9 protein-coding genes are annotated in these 15,660 nt (G+C 66.0%); all 9 read right to left on the minus strand.

Annotated elements, in window-relative coordinates:
• Positions 1-188 precede the first annotated feature (188 nt).
• A complete protein-coding gene (uxuA, locus tag LJ737_RS05395; RefSeq protein ID WP_227763543.1) occupies positions 189-1,352 on the minus strand; it encodes a mannonate dehydratase in 1,164 nt (387 codons plus the stop codon).
• 185 nt (positions 1,353-1,537) lie between these two features.
• Positions 1,538-2,395, minus strand: coding sequence for an SDR family oxidoreductase (locus LJ737_RS05400; RefSeq protein WP_227763544.1), 858 nt, complete (start codon positions 2,393-2,395; stop codon positions 1,538-1,540).
• 111 nt (positions 2,396-2,506) lie between these two features.
• Entirely contained in the window at positions 2,507-4,789 is a 2,283-nt protein-coding gene (locus LJ737_RS05405) for a glycoside hydrolase family 3 N-terminal domain-containing protein (RefSeq protein WP_227763546.1), read from the minus strand.
• 292 nt (positions 4,790-5,081) lie between these two features.
• Entirely contained in the window at positions 5,082-6,137 is a 1,056-nt protein-coding gene (locus tag LJ737_RS05410) for an endo-1,4-beta-xylanase (protein ID WP_227763548.1), read from the minus strand.
• Positions 6,138-6,225: 88 nt separating this feature from the next.
• Positions 6,226-7,158 (minus strand): sialate O-acetylesterase, encoded by a 933-nt coding sequence (locus LJ737_RS05415; RefSeq protein WP_227763550.1) that lies wholly within the window; start codon positions 7,156-7,158, stop codon positions 6,226-6,228.
• Positions 7,159-7,163: 5 nt separating this feature from the next.
• A complete protein-coding gene (locus LJ737_RS05420) occupies positions 7,164-8,573 on the minus strand; it encodes a glycoside hydrolase 5 family protein (RefSeq protein WP_227763552.1) in 1,410 nt (469 codons plus the stop codon).
• A gap of 197 nt (positions 8,574-8,770) precedes the next feature.
• Complete coding sequence (locus tag LJ737_RS05425) at positions 8,771-10,639, minus strand: glycoside hydrolase family 2 protein (protein WP_227763553.1); 1,869 nt, start codon at positions 10,637-10,639, stop codon at positions 8,771-8,773.
• Between the two features lie 180 nt (positions 10,640-10,819).
• On the minus strand, positions 10,820-12,334 hold the full coding sequence (locus LJ737_RS05430) for a RagB/SusD family nutrient uptake outer membrane protein (protein WP_227763554.1): 1,515 nt from the start codon (positions 12,332-12,334) through the stop codon (positions 10,820-10,822).
• Between the two features lie 117 nt (positions 12,335-12,451).
• Entirely contained in the window at positions 12,452-15,652 is a 3,201-nt protein-coding gene (locus LJ737_RS05435) for a SusC/RagA family TonB-linked outer membrane protein (RefSeq protein WP_227763555.1), read from the minus strand.
• Positions 15,653-15,660: the final 8 nt, after the last annotated feature.

Consider the following 15,660-nt stretch of genomic DNA (forward strand, 5'->3'; position numbering starts at 1 on the left):
AAAACGATGGGGAAGCAAGTTCGGCAAATTGGGCGGTTTGGCGCCACGGTTCCGTTTGGCACGGTGCCAAGTCCACAACTGCGCCGGCCCGGGCCAAGTTCAGCCGACGCAACCGCTGGTCCTCTTCGAAAAAAAGCCTGCTTCCATCGGCGGAAGCAGGCTTTCTTTGGGTTCAGCGGCGCCGGGAATTACAGGCTGCGCGTGATGCCCAGCTCGAGGCCGCGCAGCTCGGCCAGCCCGCGCAGGCGGCCGATGGCGGAGTAGCCGGGGTTGGTCTTCTTGTGCAGGTCGTCGAGCATCTGGTGGCCGTGGTCGGGGCGCATGGGCAGGCTCTGCTGGCGGCGCTGCATGGTCAGCACCAGCTCCCGCATCACCGCGTACATATCCACGTCGCCTTCCAGGTGGTTGGCCTCGTAAAAGTCGCCCTGTTCGTTGCGCTGGGTGCTGCGCAGGTGAATGAAGTGGATGCGGTCGGCGAACTGGCGCACCATGGCCGGCAGGTCGTTGTCGGGGCGCACGCCGAACGAGCCGGTGCAGAAGCAGAGGCCGTTGCTGAGCGAGGGCACCGCGTCGGCCAGGGCCTGCACGTCGGCGGCGGTACTCACCACCCGGGGCAGCCCGAGGATGGGGTAGGGCGGGTCGTCGGGGTGAATGGCCAGCACCACGCCCACTTCCTCCGCCACCGGCACGATTTCCCGCAGAAACAAAATCAGGTGCTCCCGTAGCTGGTCGGCGTCGATGCCCTGGTAGGCGTCCAGGGCCTGCTGAAACTGCTGCAGGGTGAAGCTTTCCTCCGAGCCGGGCAGGCCCGCAATGAGGTTGCGCACCAGCAGCTCCCGCTCGGCCTCGCTCATGCCGCGGAGGCGGGCTTCGGCGGTGGCCAGCTCCGCGGCCGAGTACTCCGCCCGGGCGCCCGGGCGCTGGAGCAGCAGCGCGTCGAAGGCCACGAAGGCGGCGCGCTCGAAGCGCAGGGCCTTGGAACCGTCTTCCACCGCGAAGCTCAGGTCGGTGCGCGTCCAGTCGAGCACCGGCATGAAGTTGTAAGTGACGGTGCGGATGCCGCAGGCCGCCAGGTTGCGCAACGACGTCTTGTAGTGGTCGATGTGCTGCTGGAAGGCGCCGGTGCGCGTCTTGATTTGCTCGTGCACCGGCACGCTCTCGACCACGCTCCAGGTGAGGCCGGCAGCTGCTACCTCGGCCTGGCGCTTTTGGATTTCTTCGACGGTCCAGACCTGGCCGTTCGGGACGTGGTGCAGGGCCGTGACGACGTCGGTGGCGCCGGCCTGGCGGATGTCGGCGAGGCTGACCGGGTCGTTCGGACCGTACCAGCGCCAGCTTTGGATGATGGGCATTGCGAGTTGGTGGTGCGCCTCACCCCCTGCCCCCTCCCCGGAAAGGAGAGGGAAGCCTGACAATTGACGAGCGGGACGGTGAAGCGGGTTTCAGGGAAAAAAGCCGTCGGGGGCGAAAGTAGTTGTCAGTTATTCTCCACTCTCCTGTGCTCTGCTTGCTGAGCGGCAGCAGGCGGCGCGAGGCCTTACACCCCGCTGTAGGCGTTGAAGCCGCCGTCGACGAGCACCGTTTCGCCGCTGACGAAGCGGGAGGCGTCGCTGAGCAGGTAAATGAGGGTGCCGGTCAGCTCCTCGGGCTGGCCGAAGCGCTGGTAGGGCGTGCCGGCAATGAACTGCCGGGCGCGGGCCGTGGGCGTGCCGTCGGGGTTGACGAGCAGGGCGCGGTTCTGCTCGGTGAGAAACACGCCGGGCGCAATGGCGTTCATGCGCACCCCGCCGCCGTAGCGCAGGCCCAGCTCCACGGCCATCCACTGAGTGTAGGCCTCAATGGCTTTTTTGCCCAGGGTGTAGCCCAGCACCCGCGTCAGGGGCCGCTGCGCCGTCAGCGACGACACGTTCACGATGCTGCCCTTGCCCTTCTCGGCCATCACCCGCCCGAACACGTTGGTCGGAATGACCGTGCCGAACAGGTTCAGGTCGACGGCGCGGCGGGTGTGGTCGATGTTGAGGTCGAACAGGTCCTGGTCGGGGCCCACGACGGCGCCGGGCATGTTGCCGCCGGCGGCATTCACCAGTCCATCGATGGTGCCCCAGGTGCGGATGATTTCGTCGCAGGCGGCCTGCATCTGGGCCGGGTCGAGCACGTCGGCCAGCAGCGGAATGGCCTCGCCGCCGATGGCTTCGATGGCGGCCACGCGGGCCTGGGCGCGGGTGGCGTCGCGGCCGAGAATGGCCACTTTGGCGCCGGCTTCGGCCACGGCCAGGGACATGGCCTCGCCCAGCACACCCGTGGCGCCGGTCATGACGATGACTTTGCCGTCAAGGGAAAACTGACTGAGGGCGGACAAGGCCGGGGCCGGAGGAGTGTCGGGGGAAAGGCTCATGGATAGGTTGGAGGGGATGGAGCGGGGGTAGAAGAGGTGGTTTGGGCGGTCCTTCCCGGCCGTCGTGTCGCGCGCAGTCGAGACACGACGGCCGGGAAGGACCATTCGGTGTTACTGCAGCGTCAGCTTGCTTTCGAGGCGGATGTCGTCGGAGGCGGAGCCAATCATCAGCTGGAAGTCGCCGGGCTCGGCCACCCATTCCAGCTTCGCGTTGTAAAAGGCCAGCTTGTCCTTGTCGATGGTGAAAGTGAGGGTCTTGGTTTCGCCGGGTTTGAGGCTGATTTTCTGGAAGTCCTTCAGCTCCTTGAGCGGGCGGGCCACCGAGGCCACCAGGTCGCGCAGGTAGAGCTGCACCACTTCCTCGCCGGCCACTTTGCCGGTGTTGGTGACGGTGCACTGCACCTGCACCGCCTGGCCCGCGGTTAGCGTGGGCTGGCTGAGCCGGAGCCCGTCGTACTTGAACGAGGTGTAGCTCAGGCCGTGGCCGAAGGCGTAGCGCGGGGTGTTGGGCGAGTCGATGTAGGCCGACTTGTAGCGAATGTCGCCGGGCTTGGTGACGGGACGGCCGGTGTTGTAGAGCTGGTAGCTGATGGGAATCTGGCCTACCGAGCGCGGAAACGTGCTGGGCAGCTTGCCCGAGGGGTTGTAGTCGCCGAAGAGTACGTCGGCCAGGGCGTTGCCGCCTTCCGCGCCGGGCCACCAGGCGTAGACAATGGCGTCGGCCTGGTCAGCAATCTGGTTGAATACCAGCGGGCGGCCGGCCATCAGCACCACCACCACGGGCTTGCCGGTGGCTTTCAGGGTCTGGAACAGCTCGTTTTGCACGCCGGGCAGGCCGATGTCGGTGCGCGACTTGGACTCCCCGCTCATGTCCCAGGTTTCGCCCACGCAGAGCACCACCACGTCGGAGGCCTGGGCGGCTTCCACGGCCGCGGCGAAGCCGGCGCGGGAGTCGCCCTGCACCTCGCAGCCCTTGGCGTAGCGCACCTGGGCGGTTTTGCCGGCGCGCTTGCTCAAGCCTTCGTACACCGAAGTAATCTGGGCGGTGTCGGCCAGCACCACCCAGCTGCCGGCCAGGTCGCGCTTGGCCTTGGCCAGCGGCCCGACGAGGGCAATGCGGCGCGGCGCGGCCAGCGGCAGCGTGGCGTTGTCATTTCTCAGCAGCACCATCGATTTGCGGGCCACGTCGCGGGCGGCCACGCGGTGCTGCGGGTCGCTGAGCACCTGCTTTTCGCGCTTCTCGTCCGAAAAACGGTAGGGGTCGTCGAACAGGCCCAGCTCGAATTTCTTGCGCAGGATGCGGCGCACGGCGTCATCGAGCAGGGCCATATCGGCTTTGCCGGCCTGGATGGACTGGGCCAGCGTGGTGTGGTAGGAGTCGCTTTCCATGTCCATGTCGGAGCCGGCGGCCAAGGCTTTGCGGGCGGCGTCGGCCTTGTCGGTGGCGTAGCCCCAGGGCACCATCTCGCCGATGCTGCCCCAGTCGGACACCACGAAGCCGGGGTACTGCCACTGGCCCTTCAGGATGTCGCGCTGCAGGTAGCGGTTGCCGGTGGCCGGCACGCCGTTGAGCGTGTTGAAGGAGTTCATGAAGGTGGCCACGCCCGCGTCGGCGGCGGCTTTGAACGGCGGCAGGTAGGTTTGCCAAAGCTGCTGCTCGCTCACATCCACGGCGTTGTACTCGCGGCCGGCAATGGCGGCGCCGTAGGCCGCGAAGTGCTTGGCGCAGGCCATGATGGCGTCGGTGCCGCCCAGCTTTTCGCCCTGAAAGCCGAGCACCCGGGCCTTGGCAATCAGGGAGCCGAGGTAGGTGTCTTCGCCGGCGCCTTCCATCACCCGGCCCCAGCGCGGGTCGCGGCCCACGTCCACCATGGGCGCAAACGTCCAGTGGATGCCCGACGCGGCGGCTTCGCGGGCGGCTACGTGCGCCGACTCGCGGATGGCCGCCAGGTCCCAGCTGGCGGCTTCGGCCAGCGGAATCGGAAACACCGTCTGGTAGCCGTGGATGACGTCGAGGGAGAAGAGCAGCGGAATCTTGAGCCGCGACTTCAGCGCCTCGGCCTGGATGAGGCGGGTATCGGCCACGCCCTTCACGTTCAGCATGGAGCCCACCTGCCCCGCGCGGATGCTGTTGAGCAGGTCGGTTTTGCGGTTGCTGGCCGGGCCGGTCACTTCGCGGCCGGAGTACTGGTTGAGCTGGCCGATTTTTTCCTCCAGGGTCATCTGCCCGAGCAGCGCCGTGATGCGCGGCTCGAGGTCGGCCGCGGGGGCCGGGGCGGGGGCGGCCGAAGCGGCCGTTTTCTTGACCTTCACTTTGGTCTTTTGCGCCAGCGCGGCGGGGCCGGCGGCGAGCAGCAAACCGAGGAGCAACGGATGATAGCGGAGTACGCGCATGCGAATCGGGGAATAAAACCGGGAACGGACCCGGCAACAAATGGTCGTTGAACTCACTGGCGGCTGTCGGCTGCAACTGCTTCCTCAGTGCCGGCACCCCTCACTCACCAAGGTGTGCGGCTCCTGTTCCCTGCGAAACAGCTGCTTTCCCCATTCCCCAATGCGGCCGGCAGCCGCCAGGTGAGTCAACGAATGAAATGCCGCCTCCGGTCCTCTGGCCCCGCGGCTTAGCCGCGGCGGAGCCAGGAAGCGCGGCTGGGGCCCAGGCGCGGCCCGGGAGGCGGTTTGATGGTTACTGCAAGCCTTCCACGATGCCGTCGTAGGCGGGTTTTTTCTGGTACTGCTCGTTGAAGGGCAAGGGCCAGTCGGGGCAGCCGCAGGCGCCGCGCACCCAGGTGTCGGCGTCGGTGACGTTCCAGGTGGTGATGCCGAAGCGCTGGGCGGCCGGCAGGGCGTTGAAGGTTTGCACGATGAGCTTGTACTTGGCTTTCTGGGCGGCGGCCAGGGCATCCGACCACGCCAGGCCGGCTTGGTTACCGGGGTTCACGGCCACGTCCAGCTCCGAAATGTGTACCAGCAGGCCCGTCTGGGCAGCCGAGGTAATGGCCGTGGCCAGGTTGGCGTCTGAGCGGGTGAGCGAGGTGTGCAGCTGCAGGCCGATGCCGTCGATGGGAATGCCGCGGGCTTTGAGGCTACTGACCAAGTTCAGGATAGCCGTGCGCTTGGTGGGGCCATACTCGTGGCCGTAGTCGTTGTAGAACAGCTTGGCATCGGGGTCGGCTTGGCGGGCGTACTGAAAGGCGCGGGCCACGTAGTCGGGCCCGAGGTGCTGCAGCCACGGGCTGGGGCGCAGGGTGCCGTCCTCGGCCACGGCTTCGTTGACCACGTCCCAGGAGGCCACCTGCCCGCGGAAGTGCCCCACTACGGTCTGGATGTGCGTCTTCATCAGGGTTTCCCAGGCGGCCGAGTCGCCCTGAAAGCCGGTCACCCAGGCGGGCAGGGAGTTGTGCCAGATCAGGGTGTGGCCGTGCACGCGGCTGTTGGTTTGGCGAGCGTACTGCACCAGGTAGTCGGCGTCCGTCCAGGCGTAAGTGGCCGCGTCCGGGTGCAGGCTGCGGAATTTCATGGCGTTTTCGGCCGTCACGCTGCGGTACTCCCGCGTCACCACGCCCTGGTAGGCCGCGCTGCTGCGCAGCAGGTTCACGTTGACGGCCGCCCCGAAGGGAAACGCCGCTTCGCGCAGGCTGCCGAGAGCCGGCGGCAGGGGTGGCTCCGGCTGAGGCTCGGAGCCGGAGCCGCCGCAGCTGCTCAGCAGCAGGCTCAGGAGTAGGAGGGAAGTCGTTTTCATAAGCGCCTCACCCGCCGGCCTCCGCTCCGCACAGGGCGAGGAGGGGCCAGACGAAGGTGGTGGAGAGTTGGTGAGCAGGCGTTTGCGGCTAGGTGCGGGACTTGGTGGGTTTGGCCGGGGCCCTGGATTTGGGTTTCGGTGCCGGGGGTGATGTGGCCTCGGCCTGCAGCCGGAGCATGGCCGCGGCGTAGCGCCGGCCCAGCAGCCGGGCCGAAGCCGCATCGTAGTGCAACTGGTCGCCGCGATGCCGGGTGCCCTCCGTCGTGATGTAGGCGTAGTGCGGCACGGTTTGGGCCAGGCCGGCTACGGTTGCGTTCAGCTGCACGGCCCCGGCACTGGCGCGGCGCGGGCCCAGGCTGTCGGGCCGCTCGTACTGAAACGCGGGCAACTGCGCGGCCACGAAGGGCACCGCGGGCGCGCCCAGGTCCTGGCGCAGACGGCCGATGAGCGCCGCGAGGTGCTGGGCGTAGGCCTGGCTTTTCTCGGGGCTGCTGTCGGCCTCGCCCTGGTTCCAGAGGATGCCGGCCAGCGTACCGCTCTGCAGGGCCACGCGGGCGCGGCGTAGGGCGTCGTCGTAGGGGTGGGTGTTGGTGGCCGCGTCGAGGGCGCCGGGCTGCCAGGTGCTGATGGCCGTGCCGCCCACCGCGCAGGGCACCAGGCCGATGACGGCCTCCGGCTCGGCGGCGGCCATGGCCCGGCCGAAGCTCAGCCCCGGCCCCACGCCGGCCACCGGCTTATCGAAGTGCAGCGGGTCTTTGGCCTGCTCCCACTGTCCGGCGGGGTTCAGCCGCCACACCCGGGCCGGAGCCGTGGTATCCGCGGCCTCCACCACCCCGCGCCCCGCCATGTTCGACTGCCCCAGCAGCAGGTACACCCGCAGCTGCTCCCGGCGCGCCGGCGCCGCTGCCACCGGGCGCACTTTCGGCCGCAGCCCCACGGGCACGGACGGCGCCGGCACCTGGGCCCGTGGGGCTGCGGGCAACAGCAGAGCGCCGCAAAGCAGGGCGGTGAGGCGGTTCATGAGCTTTATTGGGTAGCGCGTTTGTCGAAATAGTCGGCCAGGCGGTACATCTGCTGGTTCAACTCGCGCATGGGCAGCAGCAGCGGCTGGTAGGGCTCGAAGCGGTAGTTGACGATGCCCTTGTTGGCGTCGGTGTTGGAGGGCTCGGCGCCTTTCAGGGTAGGGTCGTTGTCCTGGTACTTAAACCAGTGCCAGCCCACGCAATTCTTCGATTCCAGGAGGCCCAGCGTGAAGTTCTGGTAGAACTTGCCGCGGTCGGCCTGGGTGCGCACCACCCAACCGGCGCCGGCGGTGTTGGCCAGGCCGGGGGCGTCTTCGCCCTTCACGTACCACTCCGTCACCATAAAGGGCTTCTGGGCCAGCTTTTCCCACTCGCTCACCCACTTCGGCTCGGGTGTCCAGTGGTTGTAGTAGTTGATGCTGACCACGTCCACGTACTTGCCCGTCACTTGCATCAGCTCGGGGTAGTAGCGCTGGGCGCCGTGGAAACGGCAGCCCAAATACATGTGGTTCGGGTCGTACTTTTTCAGGGCCTTGGCCACCGTGCCGAAGTACTTGTCGGCCACGAAGGCCAGGAAGTCCTGCCGGTGCTGGTCCGTTATGGTTTCCAGGGTGATGCCGCGCTGATCGGCCCAGAGCTTGGCGGCCTGGTAGCCGGGCTCGGCCTGGGGCAGCTTGAGGTAGCCGTCGAGGTTTTTGCGCAGCAGCGGCATCTCGTTGTCGGAGAAGTAGCCGAACAGGTTCGGGTCGTCCTTGTACTTGCTGAGCTGCTGGGCGTACTGCTCGCAGAACTCCGCGAAGCCCGGGTCGAAGGCGAAGATGACGTCGTTGGGGTAGCCCTTGTGGCCGGGCTGCACGTAGGTGCCGCCGCGCTTGTCGCCGTACTTGGCCATGAAATCCAGGTTCACGGTGTAGGCCAGCGGCTTATCGGTTTTGGCGTTTTCCGCCCGGATTTCCTCGTTGGCCGACCATGCACCCGCCCCGTTGAAGCCGTTGTCGATAAACAGCTGCCGGGTTTTGCGCATCCAGCCGGCCTTGTCGCCGAATTGATCCTTCAAGGCCTGCTGGGCCCGCTCCGAGCCGTTGGCCTGCACGTTGTTCGGCGCGTTGTGCAAGAAGTAGTAGCCCTCCGGGTCCACGGCCCACCAGCGCCCGTCCACCTTCTTCACGTAGTAGAAGCCCGTGGCCGTGGTGCGCTTGTCGAGGCGCCCGCCGTACTTGCTGAGCTTGGTTTTGCCCGGCTTAAAGCCCCGCAGCTGCGCGATGGTGCGCGTGGCGTAGCTCTTGTAGGGCGAAAACGAGGCCGTGCCGTCGATTTTGGAGTTGTTGAGCGTCTTCTTCGCGTCGACGCGCAGGGTGTACTCGGTGGTGTCGAGCTGCTGGGCCTGGGCAGCGGTGAAGCCCGTGAGGAACAAGCCGCCAAGAAGCAGAAACTGACTTGCTTTTAGAACGTCATGCTGAGCTTGTCGAAGCATCTTTACCGCTTCGTTGGAGCCCAACGTGCGCTTCCCCCCCCGGCCCCCTCTCCGAACAGGAGAGGGGGAGTCTGGCGGCAGCCCGCGAGATGCTTCGACAAGCGCAGCATGACGGTGTTGATTCGGGTTCAGCTTATTCATTTTCCGTCGTATTTCTGGGCCATCTGGCGGTAGTACTCCTGCAGCACGTAGAAAGCCTTTTTCTTCGTGCCGGTGCTCGAAATCAGGCCTTTGCGGTTGAAACCCTGTTGGTACACCGGGTGCTGCCGGCGGGTGGCGCGGAAGTCGGCCAGAATCCACGGCGTCATGCCGCGCAGGTTCTTGATGGTGCTCAGCATCTTGATCTGCTGCTGGTACAGCGCCTCCTGGTACTCTTCGCTCCAGCGCGTGTCCGCGTCGGCGTGGTAGCCACCCAGCGCGTCGCCGCCAAACTCGCTGATGGTGACGGGCTTGTTGTACTTGATGTCGAAGGTGTACTTGGTAATTTCGCTGGGCTTGCCGCCCCAGTACCAGCCGGCGTACTCGTTGATGCTGGTCAAATCCAGGTACTCGCCCAGCGGGTCGTCCACATGGATGACATTGTCGGGGGTGCGGTGCAGCTCCAGGGCGGCCGAAATCAGGCGGGTGTCGTCGAGGCTGCGGGCTTTCTGGGCCAGGCTGCTCATGAATTTCAGGCGCGGCTCGCTCAGCGGCGTTTCATTGCCGATGCTCCACACGACCACGCTGGCGCGGTTTTTCCCGAGCGAAATCAGGTCGGTGAGCTGCTGTTCGGCGTTTTGGTAGGTAGCGGGGTTCTGCCAGGCAATGGTCCAGTACACCGGCACCTCGCCCCACACCAGCAGGCCCATTTCGTCGGCCAGCTTGAGCATGGTTTCGTTGTGCGGGTAGTGGGCCAAGCGCACGTAGTTGCAGCCCAGCTCCTTGGCCCAGGTCAGCAGCATGCGCAGGTCCCCCTCGCCCCGGGCCCGGCCCGGAATCAGCGGATTCTCGTCGTGCATCGAGATGCCGCGCATGAAAATCGACTTGCCGTTGAGCAGAATGTCGGCGCCCTTGGTTTCGATGGTGCGGAAGCCGATGCGGTCCTGCACCTGGTCGGCGCCGGTGCTCAAGGTCACGGCGTACAGCTTGGGCTGCTGCGGCGACCAAAGCGTGAGCTTCTTGGCCGGCACCGAGAACGTGGCGCGGCCTTCCGCGTCGGTTTTCACCTGCTGGGTGAGCTTGGCCTCCGGAATGCTCAGCGTCACCGTCTGGCCTGCGCGGCCCTCGCCGGTGAGCTGCACGTAGCCGGCCAGCTTGCCCATATCACCCTTGGCCAGCTGCACTTTGTAGTCGCTGATGAAGGTGGCGGGCGTTTCGGCCACGAACACGTCCCGCGTCATGCCGCCGTAGTTCCACCAGTCGGTGTTGATGGTCGGCACCTCGTCGGGGCGGCGGGTGTTGTCGGCTTTCACCACCACGAAGTTCTCGCCGCTGGGGTCGAGCCGGTCGGTGATGTCGAACTGAATCGGGGTGAAGCCGCCCTTGTGCATGCCCAGCTTCTTGCCGTTCAAGTACACGTGCGCCTCGTAGTTGATGGCCCCGAAATACAGGTGGTAGCGCTTGCCGGCCGTGGGCTTCAGCGAGAAGCTTTTCTTGTACCAGATGGTGCCCTCGTAGTAGAGCAGCTCCGGCCGCTGGGAGTTCCAGTCGCCGGGCACCTGCAGGGCGTCGGCGTGGTCAAAGTCGTACTCGATCAGCTCGGTTTCCTGCCGGGAGCTGGGCTTCTGGTTGTCGTAGTAGCCGCCCTTGCCGCTTTTCGACTGATCAAAAGCCTCCCGGCGGTAGTCGTAGAAGCCGTTTTCGTAGGGGTCGATGATGTAGTTCCAGCGGCCGTTCAGGCTAAGCACCCGGCGGCCGGGCGCGTTTTGCAGCAGGGCCGATTGGGCCTGCCCCGGCTGGGCAGTGAAAGCGCCGGCCAGCAGCAGGGCCGCGGCGGCCAGCGTCTTCAGCGAGGAGGAGAAAGTCATTAAGCGGGTGTTGGGGAGGAAAGCGGAATGCGTAAGCGAAGGGTAGTGCCCTCCTGCGCGCAGGAGGGGTAAGTGAATCAGCGCGAGCAATAAGCGGGTAGCAAATCGGGGTAGCAAGGGGCGTGGTCAGGGCCCCTGGCCCCGCCTCGGCGGAGGCGGGGCGCTAGCGGTATAGGTTTATTAGTAGCCCGGGTTCTGGCTCAGAATCGGGTTGGTCTGGATTTCCTGCACCGGGATGGGGAACAGCAAGTCGTTCTGGTCGATGCGGATGGAGGAGTTGTTGCGGGCAAAGAAGGCGTTCATCACCGGAATGGCGCGGTCGGTGCGCACCAGGTCAAACCAGCGGTGGCCTTCGAAGCTCAGTTCCAGGCGACGCTCCAGCTCGATGCGGCTGCGCAGGGCTTCCTTGCTGATGCTGGCCGGCAGGTCCACGGTGGCGTTGGCGGTGTTCACCGGCAAGTTGCGCGAGCGGCGAATCACCTGGTTGATGGCCGTCAGGGCCGGGGCGGTGGGGCCGCTCTGCTCGTTCACGGCCTCGGCGTACATCAGCAGCACGTCGGCGTGGCGCAGCACAATCCAGTCGTTTTCCGCGTCGGTGGCGCTGGTGGGCGTGTCGATGTACTTTTTGGTGTAGTAGCCCAGCGTGGTGGCGGCGCCGGCGGGCAGCACGTAAGAGGTGGCCGCGCGCACATCGGTGCTGCCGCTGGCCGTGAAGGCCGCAATCAGGTCCGGGTCCACGGTGTTGAACTGCTGCCCGGTGAAGGCCGCGCCCAGCAGCGCCGTGCTCTGCGCCGTGCTGTAGGCGGGCATAAACCAGGTGGTGAAGGCGCTGCCCAGCCCCAGCGTGCCCTTGGTGTAGCGCGCCGCGAAGATGATTTCGTTGTTCAGCTCGTTGTTGGTGGCGAAGATATTGGCGTAGGTAGCCTGCAGCGAGTAGGTAGTGCCGGTGGCCAGGGCCTGCAGCTTATTGGCCGCGTCCTGGTAGCGCTTCTGGGTGAGGTACACCTTGCCGAGCAGGGCCGTGGCGGCGCCCTTGGTGGCGCGGCCCAGGTTGTTGCCGGTCTGCGTCACGGGCAGGTTGTTTTCGGCAAATTCCAGGTCGGCAATGATCTGCGCGTACACCTCGGCCGTGGGCTTGCGCCCAAACTGGTAGGCGTCCGGAATCGACTCGATTTCCTGGGTCACCAGCGGAATATCACCCCAGATGCGCACGGCGTTGAAGTAGGTCAAGGCCCGGATAAAGCGCACCTCGCCGTAGTAGCGGTTGCGGGTGGCCTCGGTGAGCTTCACGCCGCCGGCGCGGCTGAGCACGATGTTGCAGCGGGCAATGGCACGGTAGGTCGACAGCCAGTAGCTCTGCACGTGCTGGTTGTCGCTGACCAGGGTGAAGTCGTTGAACTCGTTGAGCCGCTCGCCGGAGGTAACGGTGTAGCTGTTGTCCGACGGGATTTCGGCGAAGACAAACCAGCCGCGGCTGCCGCCCGAGCGGCCGTACAAATCCTGCAGCGAGGAGTAGGCCGCCGTCACCCCGTTGAGGATGCTCAGGGAGTCCTGGTAGCTCTCGGTGGTGGGCACCCGAGTGGGGTCGTTCAGCTCCAGGAATTCTTTGTCGCAGGACGAGGTGCCGAAGGCCAGCGCGCCGAGCAGCGCCGCCAAACCAGTCCCGGTGAGTATGTTTTTGTAGTTGAAAGTCATGGTGGGAAGGGAGATTGTAGTGCTTGGTTGGTAGTGCGCGGTGCTAGGGCTGTTCAGGGCCGATTCAGATCAAAAGGAGTATGAACGACCTAAGCACCACCCACTAAGCACTATTGATTAGAAGCCAACTTGCACGCCCACGGTGAGGGTGCGGTTCATCGGGTACGAGCCCTGGTCCACGCCGTAAGTGGGGTTGGTGGTGTTGCCGTAGTTGTTGGCTTCGGGGTTGTAGCCCACGTACTTGGTGAAGGTGTAGAGGTTCTGCACCGAGGTGTAGATGCTCGCGCTCTGCAGGCTGGCCTTCTTGGCCCAGTCGGCGGGCAGGTTGTAGCGCAGGGTGATGTTGCGCACGCGCAGGAAGGAAGCGTCGTGGATGAAGTAGGAGTTGAACACCGTGCGCAGGGAGCCGGATGAGGTGGCGCGGGGCGTTTTGCCGTCGCCGGGCTCCTCGGGGCTGCGCCAGCGGTCCACCAGCGCCACGCGGCCGTTGGTCTGGCCCGGCGAGTTGAAGGTGTACCGGTCGCCGCCGTAGAGCACGTCGTTGCCCTGCGAGCCTTGCAGCGTCACGGCCAAGGACAGCGCCTTGTAGCCGAAGGTGTTCTGCAGGCCGTAGGTGAAGTCGGGGAAGGGGTTGCCGATGACGCCGATGTCGTTGGTGTCAATCTTGCCGTCCCCGTTTTTGTCCTTGAATTTGAAGTCGCCGGGCACCACGGCCTGGTTGCTGGCCGTCCACTTCGGGCTGCTGTCCACGTCGGCTTGGTCGCGGTACACGCCTTCCTGCTCGTAGCCGTAGAACACGCCCAACGGCTGGCCCGGCACCACCCGGATGGAACCGGTGTAGCCAAACACCGCGTCGAAGGTAATCTGCTCGTTGGCGCCCGAGAGGGCCATTACCTGGTTGCGGTTCAAGGAGAAGTTGGCCGCGGTGCTCCAGGTGAAGGCCCCGTCCACGAGGTTGGCCGTGTTCAGCTGCACTTCCAGGCCGCGGTTGCGCACCTCACCCACGTTGGCCAGGGCCCGCGAGGAGTAGCCGAGCACGGCCGGAATGTTGCGGTTCAGCAGCAGGTCGGTGGTGTTGCGCTGGTAGGCGGCCACCGTCAGGTAAATCCGGTCCCGCCACAGGCCCAGGTCGAAGCCGGCGTCGAACTGCGTGTTGGTTTCCCAGCCCAGGTTGCGCAGGGCCACGCCGTTGGGCGAGAAGCCGTAGTTGCGGGTGCCGTTGCCGGCGCCGAACACGTAGTTGGCCGCCGTCTGGTAGCTCTGGTAGTTGTAGTCGCCGATGTTGTTGTTGCCGGTCACGCCGTAGGAGGCGCGCAGCTTCAGCTCCGAAATCGTGGGAATGGCCTTGATGAAATTCTCTTCGCCCACGCGCCAGGCCAACGCCACCGAGGGGAAGGTGGCGTAGCGGTTGTCGGGCCCGAAGCGCGACGAGCCGTCGGTGCGCAGCGCGGCCGTCAGGATGTAGCGCTCCTTGAAGGCGTAGTCGAGGCGGCCGAAGATGGAGGTAAGCGAGTTGGCCGCGTAGTTGGCCTGCCCGAACAGCTGCCCGGCGGCCGTGGCGTACTCGATGTCGGTGGTGGTGTAGGTGCCGGTCTGGCCGAGCACCGTGCTGCCCTCGTTGGTGTTGCGCTGGGCCGAGTAGCCCGCCAGCAGGGTCAGGTTGTGGTCGGTGCCGAACGCGCGGTTATACGTGGCCGTGTTTTCCCACACCCAGTTCAGGTTGGTGTTGTTCTGCTGGCGTGCATCGATGTTGGCCAGCACCGGGTTCGAGAGGTTGGCGGCGGCGTTGCTTACCGTGCCCAGCGTGGCCGGCACGTAGATGGCGCGGCGCGAGTTGAGCAGCTCCGCCCCGAAGTTGGTGCGGATGTTCAGGCCCTTGATGATTTCAAAGTCCAGGAACGAGGAGCCCAGGGCGCGTACGGCGCTGTTGCGGTCCTTGTACAGGTCGATAACGGCCAGCGGGCTGAGCAAGTCGCCGGGGGTGGTCAGGCCCACGCCCGCGTTGCGGATGGCGCCGTAGTCGCCGTTGGCCAGGCGCGCCGGCACCACGGGCGGCGCAATCAGGGCCGCCGTCACGATGGCCGTTTCGCCGCCGGGGCCGCCGCCCGAGATGTTGCCGCCGTTGTAGCTGCCCGAAATTGGCTTCACGTCGGTGCGCGAGAAGTTCGGCGCCAGGCTCAGGCCCAGCTTCAGCTTGTTGCTCAGCTGCGCGTCGTAGTTGGCGCGCAGCGAAAACCGGTCGTAGCCGGTGTTTTTGATGACGCCGGTTTGCTTGAAGTAGCCGCCCGAGATGTAGAAGCGCGACTTGTCGGTGCCGCCCGAGGCCGACAGCTGGTACTGCTGCTGCACGCCGGTGCCGAAGATTTCGTCCTGCCAGTCGGTGTTGGCCAGCTCGGGCGCGCCGGGCTGCAGCTGGGCCGGAATGGCGCGGTTGCCGTTGTTGAACGACTCGCGCAGGTAGTCCAGGTACTGGTCGCGGTCCATCAGGTCCACCTTCTTGGCCACCTGAATAATGCCGGTGTTGGCCGTGAAGTTGAAGCGCGTCTTGCCGTCGTTGCGCCCGCGTTTCGTGGTTACGATGACGATGCCGTTGCCGCCGCGCGAGCCGTAGATGGCGCAGGCCGCCGCGTCCTTCAGGATCTGAATGCTCTGAATGTCGGCGGGCGGAATCTGGTTGTAGCTATCCGAGCTGTTGAGCGGGTAACCGTCAACCACGTACAGCGGGGAGTTGCCGGCCGAAATCGAGCCCAGGCCGCGGATGCGGATGACGGCGCCGGCGCCCGGCTCGCCCGAGGGCTCCGTCACCTGCGCGCCGGCCACCAGGCCCACCAGCGCCTCGTTGGGCGAGGCCACCGGCAGCAGCTCCACTTCCTTGGCCGAAATGGAGGCAATGGAGGTGCTCAGCAGCTTTTTCTCCTGCACGCCGTAGCCCACCACCACCACTTCGCTCAGCGTCTTGTTGTCGGGCTGCAAGGTCACGCCCACGGTGCTGCGGCCGCTCACCGGTACTTCCTGCGCCAGGTAGCCGATAAAGCTGAATACCAGCGTCGCACCCTCCGGCGCCGTGATTTTGTAGCGGCCGTCGGGGTCGGTCTGGGTGCCGTTGCTGGTGCCCTTCACCACCACGTTCACGCCGGGGATGCCCTGGCCTTTTTCGTCGACGACGCGGCCGGTCACGGTGCCGTCGGCCAGAATGGTGGTGGGGTCGGCGCTGGGCGTGGCGGCCGGGCTGGTGGTGGCCAGGGCCGCGGGCACCGGCAGCAGCACCAGCGGCTTCACGAGCCAGCGCAGGGGAGCTTGGAGTAGAGAACGGGGCATGCGAGTGA

The organism is Hymenobacter sp. 15J16-1T3B (assembly GCF_020711235.1).
Lineage (GTDB): Bacteria > Bacteroidota > Bacteroidia > Cytophagales > Hymenobacteraceae > Solirubrum.